18 protein-coding genes are annotated in these 16,236 nt (G+C 69.5%); 11 read left to right on the plus strand and 7 right to left on the minus strand.

From position 1 onward, the window contains the following. The 5 genes from U9980_RS04485 to U9980_RS04505 form a co-directional block, all read right to left on the minus strand. Positions 1-1,574, minus strand: a 1,574-nt coding sequence (locus U9980_RS04485; protein ID WP_322766806.1) for a 3-hydroxyacyl-CoA dehydrogenase NAD-binding domain-containing protein, incomplete at its 3' end; no start/stop codon positions are given. 10 nt (positions 1,575-1,584) lie between these two features. Continuing rightward, on the minus strand, positions 1,585-1,743 hold the full coding sequence (locus tag U9980_RS04490; protein WP_322766807.1) for a hypothetical protein: 159 nt from the start codon (positions 1,741-1,743) through the stop codon (positions 1,585-1,587). 118 nt (positions 1,744-1,861) lie between these two features. Then, positions 1,862-3,493 (minus strand): class I adenylate-forming enzyme family protein, encoded by a 1,632-nt coding sequence (locus tag U9980_RS04495; protein ID WP_322766808.1) that lies wholly within the window; start codon positions 3,491-3,493, stop codon positions 1,862-1,864. Beyond that, complete coding sequence (locus U9980_RS04500) at positions 3,451-4,005, minus strand: nuclear transport factor 2 family protein (RefSeq protein ID WP_322766809.1); 555 nt, start codon at positions 4,003-4,005, stop codon at positions 3,451-3,453. The genes U9980_RS04495 and U9980_RS04500 overlap by 43 nt, the downstream gene beginning before the upstream one ends. Then, positions 3,986-4,531 carry a nuclear transport factor 2 family protein gene (locus tag U9980_RS04505; RefSeq protein WP_322766810.1) on the minus strand — a complete coding sequence of 182 codons (546 nt, stop codon included), beginning with the start codon at positions 4,529-4,531 and terminating at the stop codon, positions 3,986-3,988. The genes U9980_RS04500 and U9980_RS04505 overlap by 20 nt, the downstream gene beginning before the upstream one ends. 145 nt (positions 4,532-4,676) lie before the next feature. Here U9980_RS04505 and U9980_RS04510 point away from each other — a divergent pair, with 145 nt between their 5' ends. Continuing rightward, entirely contained in the window at positions 4,677-5,501 is an 825-nt protein-coding gene (locus U9980_RS04510) for a PaaX family transcriptional regulator C-terminal domain-containing protein (RefSeq protein ID WP_322766811.1), read from the plus strand. 20 nt (positions 5,502-5,521) lie between these two features. On the opposite strand, the gene U9980_RS04515 is transcribed toward U9980_RS04510, so the two are convergent. Beyond that, the gene (locus U9980_RS04515) at positions 5,522-5,803 is read right to left on the minus strand and encodes a hypothetical protein (protein WP_322766812.1); all 282 of its coding nucleotides are present in this window, start codon (positions 5,801-5,803) and stop codon (positions 5,522-5,524) included. 796 nt (positions 5,804-6,599) lie between these two features. Between U9980_RS04515 and U9980_RS04520 the strand changes: the two genes are divergently transcribed. Beyond that, a complete protein-coding gene (locus U9980_RS04520; protein ID WP_322766813.1) occupies positions 6,600-7,478 on the plus strand; it encodes a MaoC/PaaZ C-terminal domain-containing protein in 879 nt (292 codons plus the stop codon). Between the two features lie 112 nt (positions 7,479-7,590). On the opposite strand, the gene U9980_RS04525 is transcribed toward U9980_RS04520, so the two are convergent. Continuing rightward, a complete protein-coding gene (locus U9980_RS04525) occupies positions 7,591-8,022 on the minus strand; it encodes a hotdog fold thioesterase (protein WP_322766814.1) in 432 nt (143 codons plus the stop codon). A 105-nt stretch (positions 8,023-8,127) separates the two neighbouring features. On the opposite strand from U9980_RS04525, the gene U9980_RS04530 reads away from it, so the two are divergent. From U9980_RS04530 to U9980_RS04570, 9 genes are all read left to right on the plus strand, one after another. Then, positions 8,128-8,559, plus strand: a complete 432-nt coding sequence (locus tag U9980_RS04530; RefSeq protein ID WP_322766815.1) for an aldehyde dehydrogenase family protein — start codon at positions 8,128-8,130, stop codon at positions 8,557-8,559. 141 nt (positions 8,560-8,700) lie between these two features. Further along, complete coding sequence (locus U9980_RS04535; RefSeq protein ID WP_322766816.1) at positions 8,701-9,420, plus strand: GntR family transcriptional regulator; 720 nt, start codon at positions 8,701-8,703, stop codon at positions 9,418-9,420. Positions 9,421-9,634: 214 nt separating this feature from the next. Then, entirely contained in the window at positions 9,635-10,393 is a 759-nt protein-coding gene (locus U9980_RS04540; RefSeq protein WP_322766817.1) for an alpha/beta hydrolase, read from the plus strand. 96 nt (positions 10,394-10,489) lie between these two features. Continuing rightward, positions 10,490-10,762, plus strand: a complete 273-nt coding sequence (locus U9980_RS04545) for a hypothetical protein (protein ID WP_322766818.1) — start codon at positions 10,490-10,492, stop codon at positions 10,760-10,762. Between the two features lie 160 nt (positions 10,763-10,922). Then, complete coding sequence (locus U9980_RS04550) at positions 10,923-12,104, plus strand: ABC transporter substrate-binding protein (RefSeq protein ID WP_322766819.1); 1,182 nt, start codon at positions 10,923-10,925, stop codon at positions 12,102-12,104. A 29-nt stretch (positions 12,105-12,133) separates the two neighbouring features. Continuing rightward, on the plus strand, positions 12,134-12,991 hold the full coding sequence (locus tag U9980_RS04555; RefSeq protein WP_322766820.1) for a branched-chain amino acid ABC transporter permease: 858 nt from the start codon (positions 12,134-12,136) through the stop codon (positions 12,989-12,991). Continuing rightward, positions 12,978-14,825: an ATP-binding cassette domain-containing protein gene (locus U9980_RS04560; protein ID WP_322766821.1), complete on the plus strand. Its 1,848-nt coding sequence runs from the start codon at positions 12,978-12,980 to the stop codon at positions 14,823-14,825. The genes U9980_RS04555 and U9980_RS04560 overlap by 14 nt, the downstream gene beginning before the upstream one ends. Continuing rightward, positions 14,822-15,592 carry an ABC transporter ATP-binding protein gene (locus U9980_RS04565; RefSeq protein ID WP_322766822.1) on the plus strand — a complete coding sequence of 257 codons (771 nt, stop codon included), beginning with the start codon at positions 14,822-14,824 and terminating at the stop codon, positions 15,590-15,592. Before U9980_RS04560 ends, U9980_RS04565 begins: the two co-directional genes overlap by 4 nt. A 163-nt stretch (positions 15,593-15,755) precedes the next feature. Beyond that, the gene (locus U9980_RS04570; RefSeq protein ID WP_322766823.1) at positions 15,756-16,226 is read left to right on the plus strand and encodes an FCD domain-containing protein; all 471 of its coding nucleotides are present in this window, start codon (positions 15,756-15,758) and stop codon (positions 16,224-16,226) included. The last annotated feature ends 10 nt before the right edge of the window (positions 16,227-16,236 follow it).

A 16,236-nucleotide genomic window follows, 5' to 3' on the forward strand; every position in this document is an offset into this window, starting at 1 on the left:
GCGATGCCCCACGTCTCCAGCGCGGTGTCGACGCGCTCGGGCAGGATTCCTGCGCGCAGCAACAGCATCGCCTGGCGCACATACTGATCCATGATCCGATTGCCGATGAAGCCGTCGCCGACCCGGGCGATCACCGCGACCTTGCCGAGGTGTTTGGCCAGGGCCGAGGCGGTGGCCAGCACCTCCGGGGAGGTCAGGCGGCCCTCGACGATCTCGACCAGCCGCATGATGTGGGCGGGGCTGAAGAAGTGCATGCCGACAACGCGTTCGGGGCGGGCGGTCGCCTCGGCGATTCGGTCCAGGTCGAGGGAGGAGGTGTTCGACGCGAGGATGGCGGACGGCTTCATGACGGCGTCCAGGTCCGCGAACACCCTCTCCTTGAGGGCCATGTCCTCGAAGACGGCTTCGATGACCACATCGGCTTCGGCGATGTCAGCGATCGCGGTGGTACCGCGCAGGGACGCCAGGCGGCGGTCGCGGACCTCGGCGGTGATCCGGCCTCGTGCCGCGGCGCGCTCCACCTCTGTGCGGATGCCCTGCTGGGCTGTGGTCAGCCGGGCGGCGTCGGTCTCCACGACGGTGACCGGGATACCGGCGGTGAGTAGGGTGAGCGCGATACCACGGCCCATGGTTCCGCCGCCGATCACTGCGGCGGAGCCGACCGGCGCGGCACGGGCAGTGCGGGGCACCCGGCCGGCCTTGCGCTCGGCCAGGAAGCGGTAGCGAAACGTCTTCGCCTCATCGCTGCCGGCGAGTTGCCGGAAAAGCCGCAGTTCGGTGGCGAGCCCGGTGTCGAAGGGCTGCGCCGTGCCGGCCAGCGCCTTGAGTGCAGTTGCGGCGCCAGGGGTGGCCAGCGGTCCTTTCCGGGCGGCCCGGCCCGCGTAGGCCAAAAACGCCTCGGCGTTCGGCATCGCGACGGTACGGTCTCGCAGCCTGGGCAGCGGGCCGCCCTGTGCGGCCCGGGCCGCGAGGTCGAGTGCGGCGGTCAGCAGATCCCCGGTTGCCGTCTGGTCGGTCAGGCCGAGTACCCGCGCCCGGGTGCCGTCGACGGAGCGGCCGGACAGGATCAGGTTGACCGCTGCCTCGAGCCCGACCCCCCGGGGCAGCCGCTGAGTCCCGCCGGCGCCGGGGATGAAGCCCAGGGTGGTCTCCGGCAGCCCGAGCCGGGCGCCCGGGGTGGCGATCCGGTGATGGCAGGCCAGCGCCAGTTCCAGACCCCCGCCGAGAGCGACCCCGTCGATCGCGGCGACGACCGGTGTCGTCATCGCGTCGAGGTAGCCGGCGATCGTCAGGTGAAGGCTGGGTTCGGCCAGCCCCTCTCCGTTGTCGAACTCCGCGAGATCCGCCCCGGCACTGAATGTGCGGTCTTCCCCGCAGATCACCACCGCCGCGGTGAAAGGGTCGTGCTCGGCCTCCTCCAGGGCGGCCAGCAGGGCCCGGCGCAGCGGCCTGCTCAGGCAGTTGACTGGCCGGTTGCGCATCAGCAGCACGACGACCGTGCCGTGGCGTTTGACGACTAGCACATCCTGGGCCGCCTGCCGCCGCGCCGCCTGGTCGGTCACCTTGGTCACCATCGGATACTCCTCATCGATCCGTCGCCAGACGATCAGTGGTGAAGCGCCGGACGAGCATGGGGCCCACGGTGACGCGGACGGCTACTTCGTCCGCCTGCAGGACCGTGGCGCCGACAGCGCTCGCGTAGGGGTCCGCGAAGGATTCTGCGGCGGGAGGACTGAGGCCCATGATGATGTCCTATCGGAAAATATTGATCGCTTCGAAGTTGTCATACGTTGAGCGCGGGCCTCGGCCACTGCAGCCACCGCGGAGCGGGACCAGCGGAGAGGGCAGGGTGTTCGCGGGGTCACGGGGTGGACGTGATCAGGTGCCCACCCGGGCCCTGTATGTCAGGAGGTTTCGGTCGCCCGTGCGACGGCCAGTACTCGTCCCGCAGCACGCGCCGCTGGAGCTTGCCCAGTGCGTTTCGGGGCACCGGACTGTCCCGGAAGACCACGCCGGTCGGCTTCTTCATCGGACCGATGGCGGCCCGGCAGAATCCGATGAGTTCGTCAGCCGTTGCCTTCTGGCCCTCCCGCAGCACGACGACGGCATGCGGCGTCTGGCCCCACTTCGGGTGGGGGACGCCGACCACCACCGCGTCGGCGACCGCGGGGTGCGCGGTGAGGGCCTTCTCAATCTCGGCGGGCCAGATGTTGAACCCACCGGAGATGATCATGTCGTCCTTGCGGTCGGTCACGAACAGATAGCCCCGCTCGTCCAGGTGGCCGACGTCACCGGTGCGTACGAACCCGTCGGGCGTGATGCGCTCGGCGGTTGTCTCCGGATTGCCGAAGATGCCACGCATCCGTCCCTCCGTATGCACCAGGATCTCCCCGGAATCCCCGGGGCCGAGTTCCCGGTCCTCCTCGTTGACGATCCGGATGGAGGCGTTGAGGCAGGCACGTCCGGCCGAGCGCAGCAACTCATCGTCGCCGGCGACCGCGCGGGCGTGGTCCTCCGGGGTGAGGCTGGTGGCAGGCAGGCATTCGCTCTGACCGTAGGACTGGAAGAGCACGTCACCAAGGGCCAACTGGGCGGCGCGAGCCGTGGCCGTCGAGATCGGCGAACCGGCGTAGAGCAGCACCCGCAGGCTGCTCAAGTCCCTGGTGGCCACGTGCGGGTGGCTGACCAGCATGTGGAGCATCGTGGGCACCATCACCGTCATCGAGCACCGGTGACGCTCCACCAGCCGCAGCGCCTCGGCGGGGTCGAAGGACGGCATCGCGACCGTACTCGCGCCCTGGGCAAGCAGGGCGTACAGCACGGTGGAGGCGGCGTGGCTGAGCGGGGCGGCGGCCAGGTACACGTCCTCGCCGGTGATCCTGGGAAGCATGACGGCGTTGTCGGCGGTGACGTGCATCCAGCTTCGGTGGGTGTGCACGGATGCCTTCGGCCGCCCGCTGGTGCCCGAGGAGTAGGCCAGGTGCAGGATGTCGTCGCCGCTGACGCGTACCTCGGGGTCGTCGGGACTCGCGTCGGCGAGCAGCCGCTCGTAGTCGATCGGTCCGCCGCCGTGCACGATGATGTGCTCCAGACCGGGCACCGAGGCGAAGTCGGTGGCAAACCTCTCGTAGAGGTCGACGTGGGTGATCAGGGCGCGGGACCCGGAGTTGGCGAGCATGTAGGCGTGCGCGTCTCCGGCATTCATCGGGTGAAGGGCGACGCGCGCATAGCCGCCGATGGCGAGGCCAGTCATCTCCTCCAACGAGGTGGGCGCGTTGGGCCCCAGCGTGGCAACCCGGTCGCCCGGCTCAAGGCCCAGGCTGCGAAGTCCGTTTGCCAGACGCGCCGAACGTTCCCCTAACTGCGCATAGGTCAACGATGCTTCTCCCCGACGGATGGCGGTCGCCTCCGCGTGGATCCTGCAACTGCGCTGTATCAGCTCCGCGATGATCACTGCTCGGCCCCTTTGCCGGTTGGTTCGTCGTCTGACCACTCGGGGTCCCGGTCCGGCAGGACGACCCGGAAGTGCATATAGGTGAATTTCCAGCCCGCATCGGTGCGCCGGTACTCGCAGTGGTAGCGCCCCTCTTCCCAGCGGCCCCACTCGGGTACTGCGCTCCCGCCGTGCCGGACCTCCGAGTACAGCCGAAGCCAGGACCACTCGCCGACCGCCCGGTCCGCCCGCACCTCGACCGCTGGCGAGCTGAGGACGTAGCCGGCCCCGGTCAGCGGTGCCGCGGCCATACCCGCGAAGTGGCGCTCGATCGCCGCGCGGCCGGCCACCGGCCGGTGCGAGCGCATGTCGGCGACCGCGTCGTCGGTGAAGTAATCGGCGAGCTCTCCGAACCGCCGCTCGGATACGGCCCGGGTGTGGGAGCGGTGCAGCGCCTCGATCTCCCCCAGGTCCTGCAGCGCCTTCAGGCGTACCGAGAGATCAGCCAGCCGCGCTCTCAGATCGGCCCCCGGGCCGAGCCGGCCGGTTCGGTCAGCTGCTTCGGTCAGCACCGCTGATCACCTTCTCGCCGCGCTCGGCCGGTGCCTCGATCGCGTCCGGTTCGAGGTCCCGGTCGGGCAGAACCACCCGCAGGTTCATCCGGGAAATCCTCCACCGGCCTGCCTCCCTGCGGTACGTGCAGCGATAACGCCCCTCGTACCAGGGGCCATAGACCCGCACCGTGGGATCCGTCTCCGAGACATCGCACCAGTGGCAGTGCAAGGTCCACAAACCGCTGGCGGTGTCCCCGGCCACCTCGACTACAGGAGAGCTGAGAACGTAGCCGCTGCGCGGGCCATCGTGAGCGTGCATCCCGGCGAAGAGCCGGGCGACCTCTTCCCGTCCCCGCCGGGGTCCGTGGTCGCGCACGTCAACGACCGCGTTCTCGGTGAAGGCGTCCAACGCGGCCTCCCACTCGTGGTCGGTGAGGAACCGGACATAGCTGCGCTGCAGCTTTTTAATCTGCTCGATGTCTTCCAGCCGCTGCACCTGCTCGGAGAGCGAGGCGACCAGCTGCTGCAGTTCGTCGTCGGTCATAGGGGTGCTCTTCTCCTACCTGCTGCCCGGTCGACGGCGTACCGCCGCCGAGCGCGGCATCCGGCACGTCAGGTATGGGTCCTGTATTCGTGCCGATCACCAGTCATGTGACACATGTCGGTCGTAAGGCACTATCGTCTGCTCAATGACCACCGCTGCGATTTCCCAGCGGGACGCTGGCCGCACCACCCGGGCCACCCTCCTGACCATTCTGGGTGAGGCTGTCTTGCGGGACGGGAGAAAGGTGTGGCAGGAGACCCTGGTCCGCGCGTTGGAGACCTCGGGTGCCACCACCTCGGCCGCCCGCCAGGCAGTATCGCGTGCTTCGCGTGACGGGTGGCTGACCAGCGAGCGAGTCGGCCGTAGGGCCCTGATGAGCGTGACCGACAGCACCCGAGAACGTCTGGTGCAGGCGCGAGAACGAGCCTGGGCCTTCGGCGCACCAGTACGGTGGGACGGCCGTTGGCTTCTGATCACCCTCAGCGTCCCGGAGGAACGGCGCGACCAGCGGTATCAGATTCGCTCCCAGCTCTCCTGGCTCGGTTTCGGCTCTCTCGGCAATGGCGTGTGGATCTCGCCGCATGTGCATCACGAGGATGCCGCCATTCGGGTGCTCCAGTCCGGTCCGGACCCGATCGAATGCCTGGTATTCACCGCGGAGCCGTGCCGGGCGCACGACCCGAAGCAGGTCGCGCGCGCCACATGGGACCTCGACGAACTCCGGGTACGCTATCGCGACTTCCACCGCACCTTTTCGCGCGCCAAACCCCGAAATCCCAGCGCGATCTTCGCCGTATGGATCCGCATGATCACCGAGTGGCGGAAGTTCCCCGGCATGGATCCCGAACTCCCGGACTCGCTGCTGCCCGATAAATGGCCGCGGCAGTCCGCGTACGAGTTGTTTCTCAGCCACCACAAGGAGTGGGCGGATCTCGCCCTGGAGTACTTCCGTGACCTGGAGGGCAGCTGATCGGCCGCCGACCCGCCCCGTCATTTCCAGACCGCTACGGTCAGCTGGTCGTGGCGGTACCGCCGCAGACGGTGCCAGCGCGACACGACAGACTCGACCAGACGGAACACGCTGTTCAGCACGTAACCGAGAATGTCGAACTTGATGACTGCCAGGCCGGCTGGGATCCCGACGGCCATGCAGATCACCAGACGCATCGACCAGGTCATGGCCGTTTCCCGGGCCGCCGTCCAGATCTCCGAACCGCCCAGCCACACGGCCAGGGAGGCGAACGCCGACGCGGGAGGCTGCCTGCCCTTCACAGGCCGTTGGGCAGGCGCGGCTCGTCGCCACGGTGGTTGCCACAGACGACTCCTTTCACAGGAGCAAGCGAGGACAGATGGGCCGCCGCTGAGCCTGACACGGCGAAAGTAGTCACTCGAAACACGATCGGCAATAGTCGGTCACATGATTTTTCGTGGTCTGCAGGCGCTCGGATGAGCCGGGCGGAGCGGGTTCGGCGGGACGCGGTGCGGGTGCGGTAGGCCAACCGTCTCGCAGCCTCCAGCCGGGCGTCATGTTCGGCGATCGGGAACGACGCTCCTTGGAAGCGCGCGATCCGCCGAGCCCTGGCGTTCCCGGACGAACTCGATGGTGATGTCGAGCGCCCGCTGTGCCGCTCCGATCGCGGTCAAACCGATCAGAGCCCGTCCAGCAGACGACCGTTCATGATGCTCGGGAAGACGATCATGCTCAGGGAGAAGTTCGCGTGGGCGAGCTCCTCGACGGCGATGCCGGCAAACACGGGGTCGACGCCGTGCCCGTCCGAGCTCTGGCCGCCGGACCGATCGGAGACCCCGCGCCCCAGCTGGCCCTGGCGGCCCAGAACCCGGTTCTGCTCCCAGGGAACGCCGCGCTACCGGCGAGCTTCAGGTACGACTCCCGGACCGAGCGGGCGTGCTCCTGACCGAGCAGGAGGCGCTGCTGGGTCGCAACGCTCACGGGCACCATCCTCCATCCCCAGACGGGCAGAGCGATCTAGCTCAGGCATCGTATAATATTTGATGTCGTCAATGATGTCCATCGGGCACCGTGGGCATCGCGAGTCCGAGGAGAAGCATGGCTACTGCGACCGCCACATCCCCCGACTTCAATGCCGAGCCGATCGGCCGGTGGGGCGAGGAGAAGGAGTTCGTCGTCGAGCGGGAGAGCCTGGTCCGCTACGCCCTGGCGACGGGCGACGACCACCCCAGGCACCGCTCCGGTGACCTGGCCCCGCCGGTCTTCGCGGCGGTGCCGGCGATGAAGGTATGCGACCCCATCGCCCAGCGGGTGATCCCCAACGACGAGGTCCGCATGTCCGGCCTGCATGGTGAGCAGGACTTCCGGTTCCACCGCCCGATCGAGCCCGGGATGCGCCTGATCTCGCGGGCGTTCGGCGTCGGCTTCCGCCCGGTCGGAGCCGGCGTCACGATCACCGTCAAGGGGGTGACGCACACTCCCGACGGCGAGCTCGTCGTCGAGCAGTTCGTCACGGTGATCATGCGGAAAGCGCACACCTCCAAACAGGTGGGCGGCGACAAGCCGGAGTTCGACGTGCCCGCGGCACTGCTGCAGGCGCCGCCGGTCGCCGTCTTCGACCGGACCTTCGAGCCGGACACGCCCACCCGCTACGCCCATGCCTCCGGCGACTTCATGCCCATCCACACTGACGACGAGTTCGCCCGGCGGGCCGGCCTCCCCGGCATCATCAACCACGGGCTGTGCACGCTCGCCTTCGCCACCCGCGGCCTGATCCGGCACACCTGCGGTGACGATCCGACCCGGCTGAAGCGGTTGGCGGTGCGTTTCAGCCGGATCGTCCAGCCCAGCGAGGTGCTCACCACCACCGTGTGGGATGCCGGCGGGCGCGGCGATCGTCAGGCCTATGCGTTCGAATCGGCGGTCGACGGAGGCGCGGCCGCGCTGAGGAACGGCCTCGTTGAGGTCGCCAGCTAAGCCTGTCGAGGCCGGCGGGCGGGGACGGCTCTCGGTCCCCCGCCCGCCGGAACCCTTCGGGTGGGGGTGCGAGTACTGCTGCCGCGAGCGCCGGCGGCGCGGCGCCAGCGGCTCAACCGCGCCGCCGAGCCGAGCCGACCGTCGCCGTCTGGCCCGTGACGAGGGCGACCAGCTCGGACCCGCGGGTGACCCGGACGGTGTAGAGGGAAAGGGTCGTCCCGCGCCGGTCCTCCTCTGCCGTGGCCACCAGGCGGTCGCCGGCTCGTGCCGGCCGCAGGAGGTGGATCGTCGCGTTGCTCACCACGGCGATCTCCCCGTGCAGGTTGGCCGCCAGCGCCACCGCCTGGTCGGCAAGCGAGAAAATCGCGCCACCGTGGGCGATCCCGACGTGGTTGAGGTGGCAGGAGCTGACGTCCAGCGCCACCACGGCCCGCCCCGGCTGAGCTTCGATGGTCCGCAGGCCCACCAGGTGGTGGCCGTAGGCGTCGGCCGGCGAGCCCGGCCCGTCCTCGGTGCCGGCGGCGGTTCCGTTCACCCATGTCATTTCAGGCCCTCGTCACTCCATTGCGAGACCAACATAATCAATTTTATCGTATATTTTCCGTTCCTGACCTCCACGTCCGCCCCCCGCCTTGAGGGATGTGACACCATGAGCACCCAGGCACCCGAGCGGACGCAACAAACCCCGTTCCTCGCCGAGGAACGCTGGAAGGGCCGGATCTACCTGGGCGAGTGGGTCGACGCCCCAGCGACGCTGGACGTGACCGAACGCGCCGCCGTCCTTCGCCGGGCCGCGGGTCTTATCGAGCAGCACCACGACGAGCTGGCCCGTTGGATCATCCGGGAGACCGGCGGTATCGTCGGCAAGACAGCGGTGGAGCTGCAGGCCAGCGCCAGCGAGCTGCTGGAGGCCGCGGCCCTGCCCTCGCAGCCGAACGGGCACCTGCTCCCCTCGACCGTCCCCGGCCGCACCAGCCTCGCACGGCGGTACAGCAGATCGTCGACGACAGCGTGGCGGCGGGCGCGGGTCCGGCGACCCGGCGGCGGTCAGCAACCGTGGTCCAGCCGACGCGGCAGCTGACCGATAACAGATACGCGATCCTATATATTTTGCGGTGCCGAGCGCATACAGCATGTGGTGTGCGCGGCCCGCGCGGCCGCGATCTCCCGAGAGGCTGCCGGACGGTCCGGACGGAGCCTGCGCAGGCGTCGAGGAGATGTGATGATCGAGCCGGTAGGTACGGGCCGCGGTGGGTCGAAGTCGGAGTCCGCCTATGAGACGATCAAGGATCGTATTACCGCCGGCGAGTACGGGCCGGGACATCGGCTAGTGTTCGATCAGCTGGCGCGCGAGTTGTCCGTTTCTCCGGTGCCCGTGCGGGAAGCTGTCCGCCGGCTGGAGGCCGAGGGATACGTGACATTCCAGCGCAATGTGGGCGCGGCGGTTGCGAAGATAGACAGCGGCCAGTTCGCATCCACGATGCAAGTCGTGGCGGTGCTGGAGGGGGCGGCGACGGCGCTGGCGGCGCCGTACCTGTCGACGGCGGACCTGGATCGGGCACGGGACATCAACGCCCGGATGCGCGAGAGCCTGGCACAGTTCGATCCGGTGGGCTTCACCCGGCTGAACCACGAGTTCCACCAGGTGCTGTGCGGCGGCTGCCCAAATCCGCATCTGGGGTCGTTGGTGGACCGGGAGTGGTCGCGGTTGAACGTGATCCGGCGGACTACGTTCGGGATTGTGCCGGGTCGGGCGACGCGGTCAGTGCTGGAGCACGAGCATCTGATACGGCTGATTGAGGCGCGGGCGTCGGAGGCGGAGATCGAGCGGGTCGCCCGCGAACACAAGCTGGCTACCCTGCGCGCCTTCCAGGAACGCCAGTCGGCCGAAGGGGATGGCGTCGCCTCCGACGGGACGGCATCAGGGTTCATGTCCGCGTAGGCCCAGTCGCCGCACAGTTGCACATCCCGGGCAGGCACCGCGGGCACGCTGGCCGCCAGCGTCCCGCCGCTGGCCGCCCCCGGCCTGCCGTACTGATGCCGTCCGGGGCCTTGTCTTGTGCGACGCGGGGTAAATATCGTTCCGTTGCCGTCCCGGCGGGACGTTCGCGCCCCGTCGCGGAGGACTCGGCGGTGACGCAGGAAAGGCGGTAGGGATGGCCGACGTGATGCTCGTGCACGGCGCCTTCCATGCCGGCTCCTGCTGGGACCTGGTTGGGGCAGCATTACGGAGCCATGGTCACCGGGTGTGGGCGCCCACCTTGACGGGCCTGGGCGAGCGAGCCTATCTCGCGACCAAGACAACCGATCTCTCCGCCCATGTCCGGGAGGTCGAGGAACTGATCACGTTCGCCGACCTCCCGTCTGTCGTCCTGGTGGGGCACGGCTACGCCGGCATGATTCTGGGTGTCCTGCACGACCGGATGCCGCAGCGGATCCGCAATCTTGTCTACCTTGATGGATTCGTCCCGGAAAACGGGGAGAACGCGCTGGACGGGTTCTCCCCGTTGATGCGGGCGAAAACACATCGGGCCGCCGCCGAACACGGGCACGGCTGGCTGGTCCCGCCACCACCCCGGGAGGTCCTGGTCGGACCGCACGCCGAGGCCTCGACCTGGCTCAGGTCCCATCTACGGCCGCAGCCGCTCGGCACCCTCACCCAGCCGGTGCGGCTGCTGTTCCCCGAGGTGCTCGACTGCTCGTACGTGGCCTGCACCGGGTGGCGCAGTATCGCCGCCCTGTCGCTGGAGCGGGCGAGGAGCCGCGGCTGGCGGATCCGGGAGATCCCCGAGCCGCACAGCGCAATGCTGACCGCACCGCAGACGGTGACACGGGAGATCGAGTCCGCGATCGAGGCCGCGCGCCCCATGCCGGCGGTGCTCCCGCCGCTGTCGGCCGAACGGGTCCACCGCTAGTTACTCGCTGATCACGCAAAGCCGCGCAGGTGTGTGCTTGCTCTCATCGAGCTAATCATATAGCATCTCATATATTGCTTGTCCCTGGAGGAGTGAATGAATGTCGCGCACCTCCATCGCGTCGTTGCTCCAGCGGGACGTGAAGCTGGATCTCTTCTCCCTCAGCATGTGGGAGAAGAGATCCGCGGTGCCTGCTCCGGCCGGGCGAGCGCCCGCTACGACGTCCCGTGGATGCCGCGCTACTACGAGTCCGGCGAGCTGATGCTCGACCAGCTCATCACCCGCACCTCCCAGCTGGACGAGATCAACCAGGGATATGCCGACATGGCCGCCGGCCGCGACATCCGCGGCGTGATCCTCTTCGACTAGGCCAGGGTCCCGAGCTTGTGCCCCGCGCCCGAGACCCGGGCCGGGTGGGCTCCAGGCGGCGGACGCCGGCTCCCGCGCCGCCGGTTGCTGGCAACGGCGGGACACCTTCGCCCTAAGACAATATTTTATTTCGTGTTCGAATTGCGAGAGAGGCATCGAGATGACGCAGAGAACGCTCCGCGGGCGGGCCGCGATGGTCAGCGTGACGGTAGCCGCGGCCTTAACCGTGGCCGCCTGCGGTTCGTCGGGCGGATCCGGCGGGGGGTCGACGGGTCCCATCAAGGTCGGGGCGGTCGCCTCGCTGACCGGACCGCTACCGTTCCCGGACGCGACGGCCGGGGCCAAGGCCGCGTTCGACGAGATCAACGCGAACGGCGGCATCAACGGACGGAAGATCGAGTACATCGTCAGGGACGACGCCAGCGACCCCGCCACCGCGGCCCAGGTCGGCCGGCAGTTGGTCGAGCAGGAGCATGTCGTCGCGAACGTCGCCTCGCTGAGCGCGGCCGGCGACTGCACCACGAACGTCCCGATGTACCAGCGGAACAAGGTCTACACGATCGGTCTTGGCCTGCAGCCGCAGTGCACGACCGCGAGCACCTTCGCGCCGGTGAACGCCGGCCCCGTCATCTCCGGCGCCCTGCAGGACATCTACGTCAAGCAGGAGCTGGGGATCAGCGAGCAGTGCTACTTCGGCACCACCGGCCCCGGCCTCGCCGCCACCGACGCCGCGATCCGCGGCATCGCCGAGAAGTACGGGGTCACCTTCAAGTACTTCGCTGACTCCCAGGGCCCCAACGACCCGCCGACCCCCTTCGTGGTGAACGCGAAGCAGGCCGGCTGCAAATCGCTGGCCTACGGCGGTATCGAGCCGCAGATCGTCTCGACGCTGCAGGCCGTGCAGGCGCAGGGCTTCCCAGGCAAGGTGATCGCCCCGACCACCGGCTACAGCGAGAGTCTGATCACGGCGGCCGGGAAGACGGCGGAGGGCCTCTACGCCGCCTCCGAGTTCGTCCCCATCACCTCGAACGACCCGGCCGTCGTCGCATACCGCAACGCGGTGCAGAAGGCCGGGGGCAAGGTCACGGCGCTGTCAGAGGGCGGCTACATCGCCGCGCAGCTGTTCGCCTCGGTGCTGAAGTCGATCAGCGACGACATCACCCCCGCCTCCGTCGCCGCGGCGTTGGAAAAGAAGACACCGCTCTCCAACCCGCTGCTGCTGTCGCCGTGGACGTTCGGGCACTTCCCGAACAGGTCGATCCAGATGGTCCAGGTGCAGGGCGGCAAGTGGGTCCCGGTTGGCAAGCCGCAGACGCTGCCAGAGACGGCGCTGGCGAAGTAGGCCCCGGCCAACGCGGAAGGGATGATGTCATGATCCAGGCTGGCGTGTCGGGTCTGGTTGCCGGCGGCGTGTACGCGCTGCTCGGGATCTGCCTGGTGCTGACGTTTCGGATGGCCGGTGTGCTGAACCTGGCGCAGGCCGCCATCGGGGCCTTCGCCGCGTTCGCAATGATCGAACTGCACGACGACGGCTGGGGCTACCTGCCGGCTGCCGTCGCGGGGCTCGCGGCCGGGGCGGCCATCGCGGTCGTCATCGGCCTGGCGATGAACCGCTGGTTCGGGGAGGCGAACGTCACCACCCGGGCCGGAGTGTCGATCGCGATCCTGGTCGGGCTGCTCGCCGTCGGCAGCCGACTGTTCGGCGGCGACCCTCGGGCCTTCCCGCCCATCCTGCCGGACGTGAGGCTCAAGGTCGCCGGGGTCGTGCTGACCGCAGCCACGCTCATCTCCCTGGCAGCGTCGGTGGTGATGGCGGCGGTACTGACCATCGTCCTGGGCCGGACGCGGACGGGCCACCGGCTGCGCGCGGTGGCTGCCCGGCCGGTCACCGCCGAGCTGCTCGGCATCCCGGTCCGGCGGCTGACCACGGCGGTGTGGGCGGTGTCCGGCCTCGTCGCCGGCGGCGCGGTACTGCTCGTCGCACCGGTGCAGACGAGCCAGTTCGCCAGCCTGAGCCTGCTCATCCTGCCGGCCACCGCGGCGGCGCTGATCGGGCTCTTCCGGTCCTTCTGGCTGACCGTGGCCGGCGGGATCGGGATCGGGGTGCTGACCGGCCTCATCGGTGACGTCCAGAGCATCGCCCCGTTCAGCAACGTCATCCCGTTCGTCGTCGTGGTGATCGTTCTCTGTGTGGTCCAGCGAAAGGAGGTCTGGGATGTCGCTCGGTAGCCTGCGCGACCGCCTGGGTGGTGACCGGGATGGTGACCGGGGTGGTGGCCAGCGCATCCCGATCCGCCGGGCAGGCATCGTGGCGGCGGTGGCCATCGTCGCCGTCACGATGCTTCCGCTCGGGCTGTCCAGCTACTGGCTGTTTATCGCCACCTCAGCGGTGATCACCACGTTCACCTCGCTGAGCATCGGGGTGGTCTCCGGCCGCGGCGGGATGATCTCGCTGTGCCAGCTCAGCTTCGCCGCGATCGGTGCGTGGGTCACCGCCTGGTTGTCCATGCACGGGCCTGACCTGCCGGTGGTGCTGCTGATCCTGCTGTCCGGGCTCGCGGCCGTGCCGTTCGGGATCCTGGTCGGGCTGCCTGCGCTGCGGCTGCGCGGGGTGAACATCGCCATCGTCACGCTGGGCTGCGCGTCGGTAATGGACACGCTGCTCAACCGGTCCAGCATCCCCGGGGTGGACGAGGGGATCATCGTGCCGCGGGATGGTGTCTTCGCCGCCGACCGCAACTACTACTGGCTGTGCTGGGGGCTGCTGCTACTGGTCGTCGGCGGGCTGGCTGTGCTTGGCCAGCGGCCGACCGGGGCCGGCTGGCTGGCGATCCGCCGCAGCGAGCGGTCGGCCGCCGCGATGGGGCTGTCGGTGGCGTGGGCGAAGCTGACCGCGTTCGGCGCGGCGGCGTTCATCGCCGGCCTGGGCGGGTCGCTGCTCATCACCCAGCTCGGCCTCGCGGCCAACCAGGCATTCGGCTCGTTCCCCTCGCTGGTCGCGTTCACGGTCGCGGTGCTGTTCGGGGCGCGCTTCCCGGAAGGTGCGATGTTCGCGGGCGCGGCCGGCGCGCTGATGCCCGAGCTGCTGCGCCGCATCCACCTGCCCGCCGACATCGGCAGCATCCTGTTCGCCCTCGGCACCATCCACGCGCTGCGCAAGGGTTCTGGGCTGGCCGAGGCGCTGCGCGCCCGAGCGGGCCGCCGCCGGGCCACCGCCCTGTACCAGGCGGCGGCACAGCAGGGCGCGGCACAGCAGGGCGCGGCACAGCAGGGCGCGGTCGGCTCGCGCCTGCCCGCCCCGATAGCCGTCCGCGTCCACCATGGCGAGCCCGCCCCGTCCAGACCGGCCGTTCCAGCCCTCCAGCTGCGGGACGTCACGGTCCGCTACGGCAGCATGGTCGTCCTGGACGCGGTGAACCTGGCGGTCGAACCCCACAGCGTCACCGGTCTGATCGGTCCGAACGGTGCAGGGAAGTCGACGCTGGTGGACGCCGTGACCGGCTTCCTACCCGGCCACCACGGCGAGATCCTGCTCGCCGGGCGTCCCGTCACCGGCCTGTCCGCGACGCAGCGCGCCCGTGCCGGGATCCGGCGTACCTTCCAGCAGGGCCTGGCGGTCCCCGAGCTCACCGTCCAGCAGTACCTGCGGCTCGCGGCGCGCCGCACGTTACCGCGGGACGAGGTCACCGAGCTGCTCGACTTCGTCGCCGGCCCGCCGGCCCACCTGACGATCGCCGACATCGACGTCGGTACCCGGCGCCTCGTCGACGTCGCGGCCGGTCTGGCTGCGCGGCCGGCCGTGCTGCTGCTGGACGAGCCCGCGGCCGGCATTCCCGCCCAGGAGTCGGCGCTGCTGGCGCGCCGCATCGCCGAAATCCCCGACCGGTTCGGCTGCGGAGTGCTCCTGATCGAACACGACATGGCCATGGTGCAGGTGGCGTGCTCGACCGTGACCGTCCTCGACTTCGGCAAGGTCATCGCCTCCGGCGAGGTCGACGAGGTCCTGGCGCACTCGGATGTCGTCGCCGCCTATCTGGGCGAACAGGAAATGGTGGTCGCATGAGTACCGCGCTGACGCTGGAGGGTGTGCGGGTCGACCGCGGTGGGTTCCCTGTCGTCCACGGCGTGGATCTGGTTGCCCCCGCCGGCGAGGTGACCGTGCTGCTCGGGCCCAACGGCGCCGGCAAGACGACCCTGATGGAAGCCATCTCCGGGGTGATCAGGACCGCCGCCGGAAAGACCAGCCTCGGTGGCCGGACGCTGACCCGAGCCGGCCGGCTGGCCCGTGCCCGCGCCGGCATCTGCCACGTTGAGCAGGGCCGCAGCATCTTCGCCGACCTCACCGTCGAGGAGAACCTGACCATCGTCGGCGCCGGCGACGGCTACCGGCGGGGCTGCGAGCTGTTTCCGGAGCTCGCCGCCCGCCGCGACGTCCGGGCCGGGCTGCTCTCCGGCGGCGAGCAGCAGATGCTCGTCCTGGCCACGGCAATCGCCTGCGACCCGACCATGATCTTGGTCGACGAGCTCTCCCTCGGCCTCGCCCCGGTCATCGTCAGGCGGCTGATCCCGGTGGTGCGCCGCCTCGCCGACGACGGCATGGGGGTGCTCCTGGTCGAGCAGTTCGCCTCGGACGCCCTGCGCATCGGCGACAATGCCTACCTGCTGGGCCGCGGAAAGATCGTACACTCGGGCCGGGCGAAGGACCTCCTGGCCCAACCCGAGATCCTCCGCCGGGCCTACTTCGCGCTCGACCTGGACGGGGCCAAGGGAGCCGAGCCATCGGCCGGTGACGAGGTAGCGGCGGCGACGCCGGAGGCATCCCAGCCGTAGAGATCACCGGCGGAGGAATCACCGACGGTGGCGGCGCCAACCCCGCAGCCGGCTCCAGTGGCGTCGGCCCCCGCGGTGGGGGGTGGCGGCTGATGCCCGCCGCGCCCGCGGGCGCCGCCATCGACGGGCGCCGCGTGAACCACGGGATCATGGATCACGGCCCGTGGGACAGGACCGAGGACTCCTGGGACCAGACGATGGACGTCAAAATCACGGGAGCGCTCGCAAAAGGAGACAGGATGGCCCAGCCGGTCGGCGTCGGCGGCGGGCACGGGCACGGGCACGGGCACGGGCACGGGACATCAACGCGCGGATGCGGCAAAGCCTGGCGCAGTTCGACCCACTCGGGTTCACCCAGCACAACCATGCTTTCCATGAGGTGTTGTGCGGGGGCTGCCCGAACCCGCACCTGCGGGCGCTGGTGGAGCGGGAATGGTCGCGACTGAAAGTGATCCGACGGACGACGTTCAGCCTGGTGCCGGGGCGGTCGCAGCGGTCGGTGCTGGAGGACGAGCAGCTGATCCGCCTCATCGCCGCCGGCGCGTCGGCGGCCGAGATCGAACGGGTAGCCCGCGAGCACAAGTTGGCGACCCTGCACGCGTTCGAGGAACGCGCGAACGTAGACGTCGGGTGACGCCTTCTTA

The organism is Protofrankia sp. Cr1, assembly GCF_963555865.1.
Taxonomy (GTDB): Bacteria; Actinomycetota; Actinomycetes; order Frankiales; family Frankiaceae; genus Protofrankia.

Bases quoted from the DNA above. Each gene is read 5' to 3' on its own strand.
- U9980_RS04565 (WP_322766822.1), top strand. From the start codon at position 14,822: ATGAGTACCGCGCTGACGCTGGAGGGTGTGCGGGTCGACCGCGGTGGG.
- U9980_RS04505 (WP_322766810.1), bottom strand. From the start codon at position 4,531: ATGACCGACGACGAACTGCAGCAGCTGGTCGCCTCGCTCTCCGAGCAG.
- U9980_RS04545 (WP_322766818.1), top strand. From the start codon at position 10,490: ATGAATGTCGCGCACCTCCATCGCGTCGTTGCTCCAGCGGGACGTGAA.
- U9980_RS04525 (WP_322766814.1), bottom strand. From the start codon at position 8,022: ATGACATGGGTGAACGGAACCGCCGCCGGCACCGAGGACGGGCCGGGC.
- U9980_RS04555 (WP_322766820.1), top strand. From the start codon at position 12,134: ATGATCCAGGCTGGCGTGTCGGGTCTGGTTGCCGGCGGCGTGTACGCG.
- U9980_RS04540 (WP_322766817.1), top strand. From the start codon at position 9,635: ATGGCCGACGTGATGCTCGTGCACGGCGCCTTCCATGCCGGCTCCTGC.
- U9980_RS04560 (WP_322766821.1), top strand. From the start codon at position 12,978: ATGTCGCTCGGTAGCCTGCGCGACCGCCTGGGTGGTGACCGGGATGGT.
- U9980_RS04535 (WP_322766816.1), top strand. From the start codon at position 8,701: ATGATCGAGCCGGTAGGTACGGGCCGCGGTGGGTCGAAGTCGGAGTCC.
- U9980_RS04520 (WP_322766813.1), top strand. From the start codon at position 6,600: ATGGCTACTGCGACCGCCACATCCCCCGACTTCAATGCCGAGCCGATC.
- U9980_RS04530 (WP_322766815.1), top strand. From the start codon at position 8,128: ATGAGCACCCAGGCACCCGAGCGGACGCAACAAACCCCGTTCCTCGCC.
- U9980_RS04510 (WP_322766811.1), top strand. From the start codon at position 4,677: ATGACCACCGCTGCGATTTCCCAGCGGGACGCTGGCCGCACCACCCGG.
- U9980_RS04550 (WP_322766819.1), top strand. From the start codon at position 10,923: ATGACGCAGAGAACGCTCCGCGGGCGGGCCGCGATGGTCAGCGTGACG.
- U9980_RS04490 (WP_322766807.1), bottom strand. From the start codon at position 1,743: ATGGGCCTCAGTCCTCCCGCCGCAGAATCCTTCGCGGACCCCTACGCG.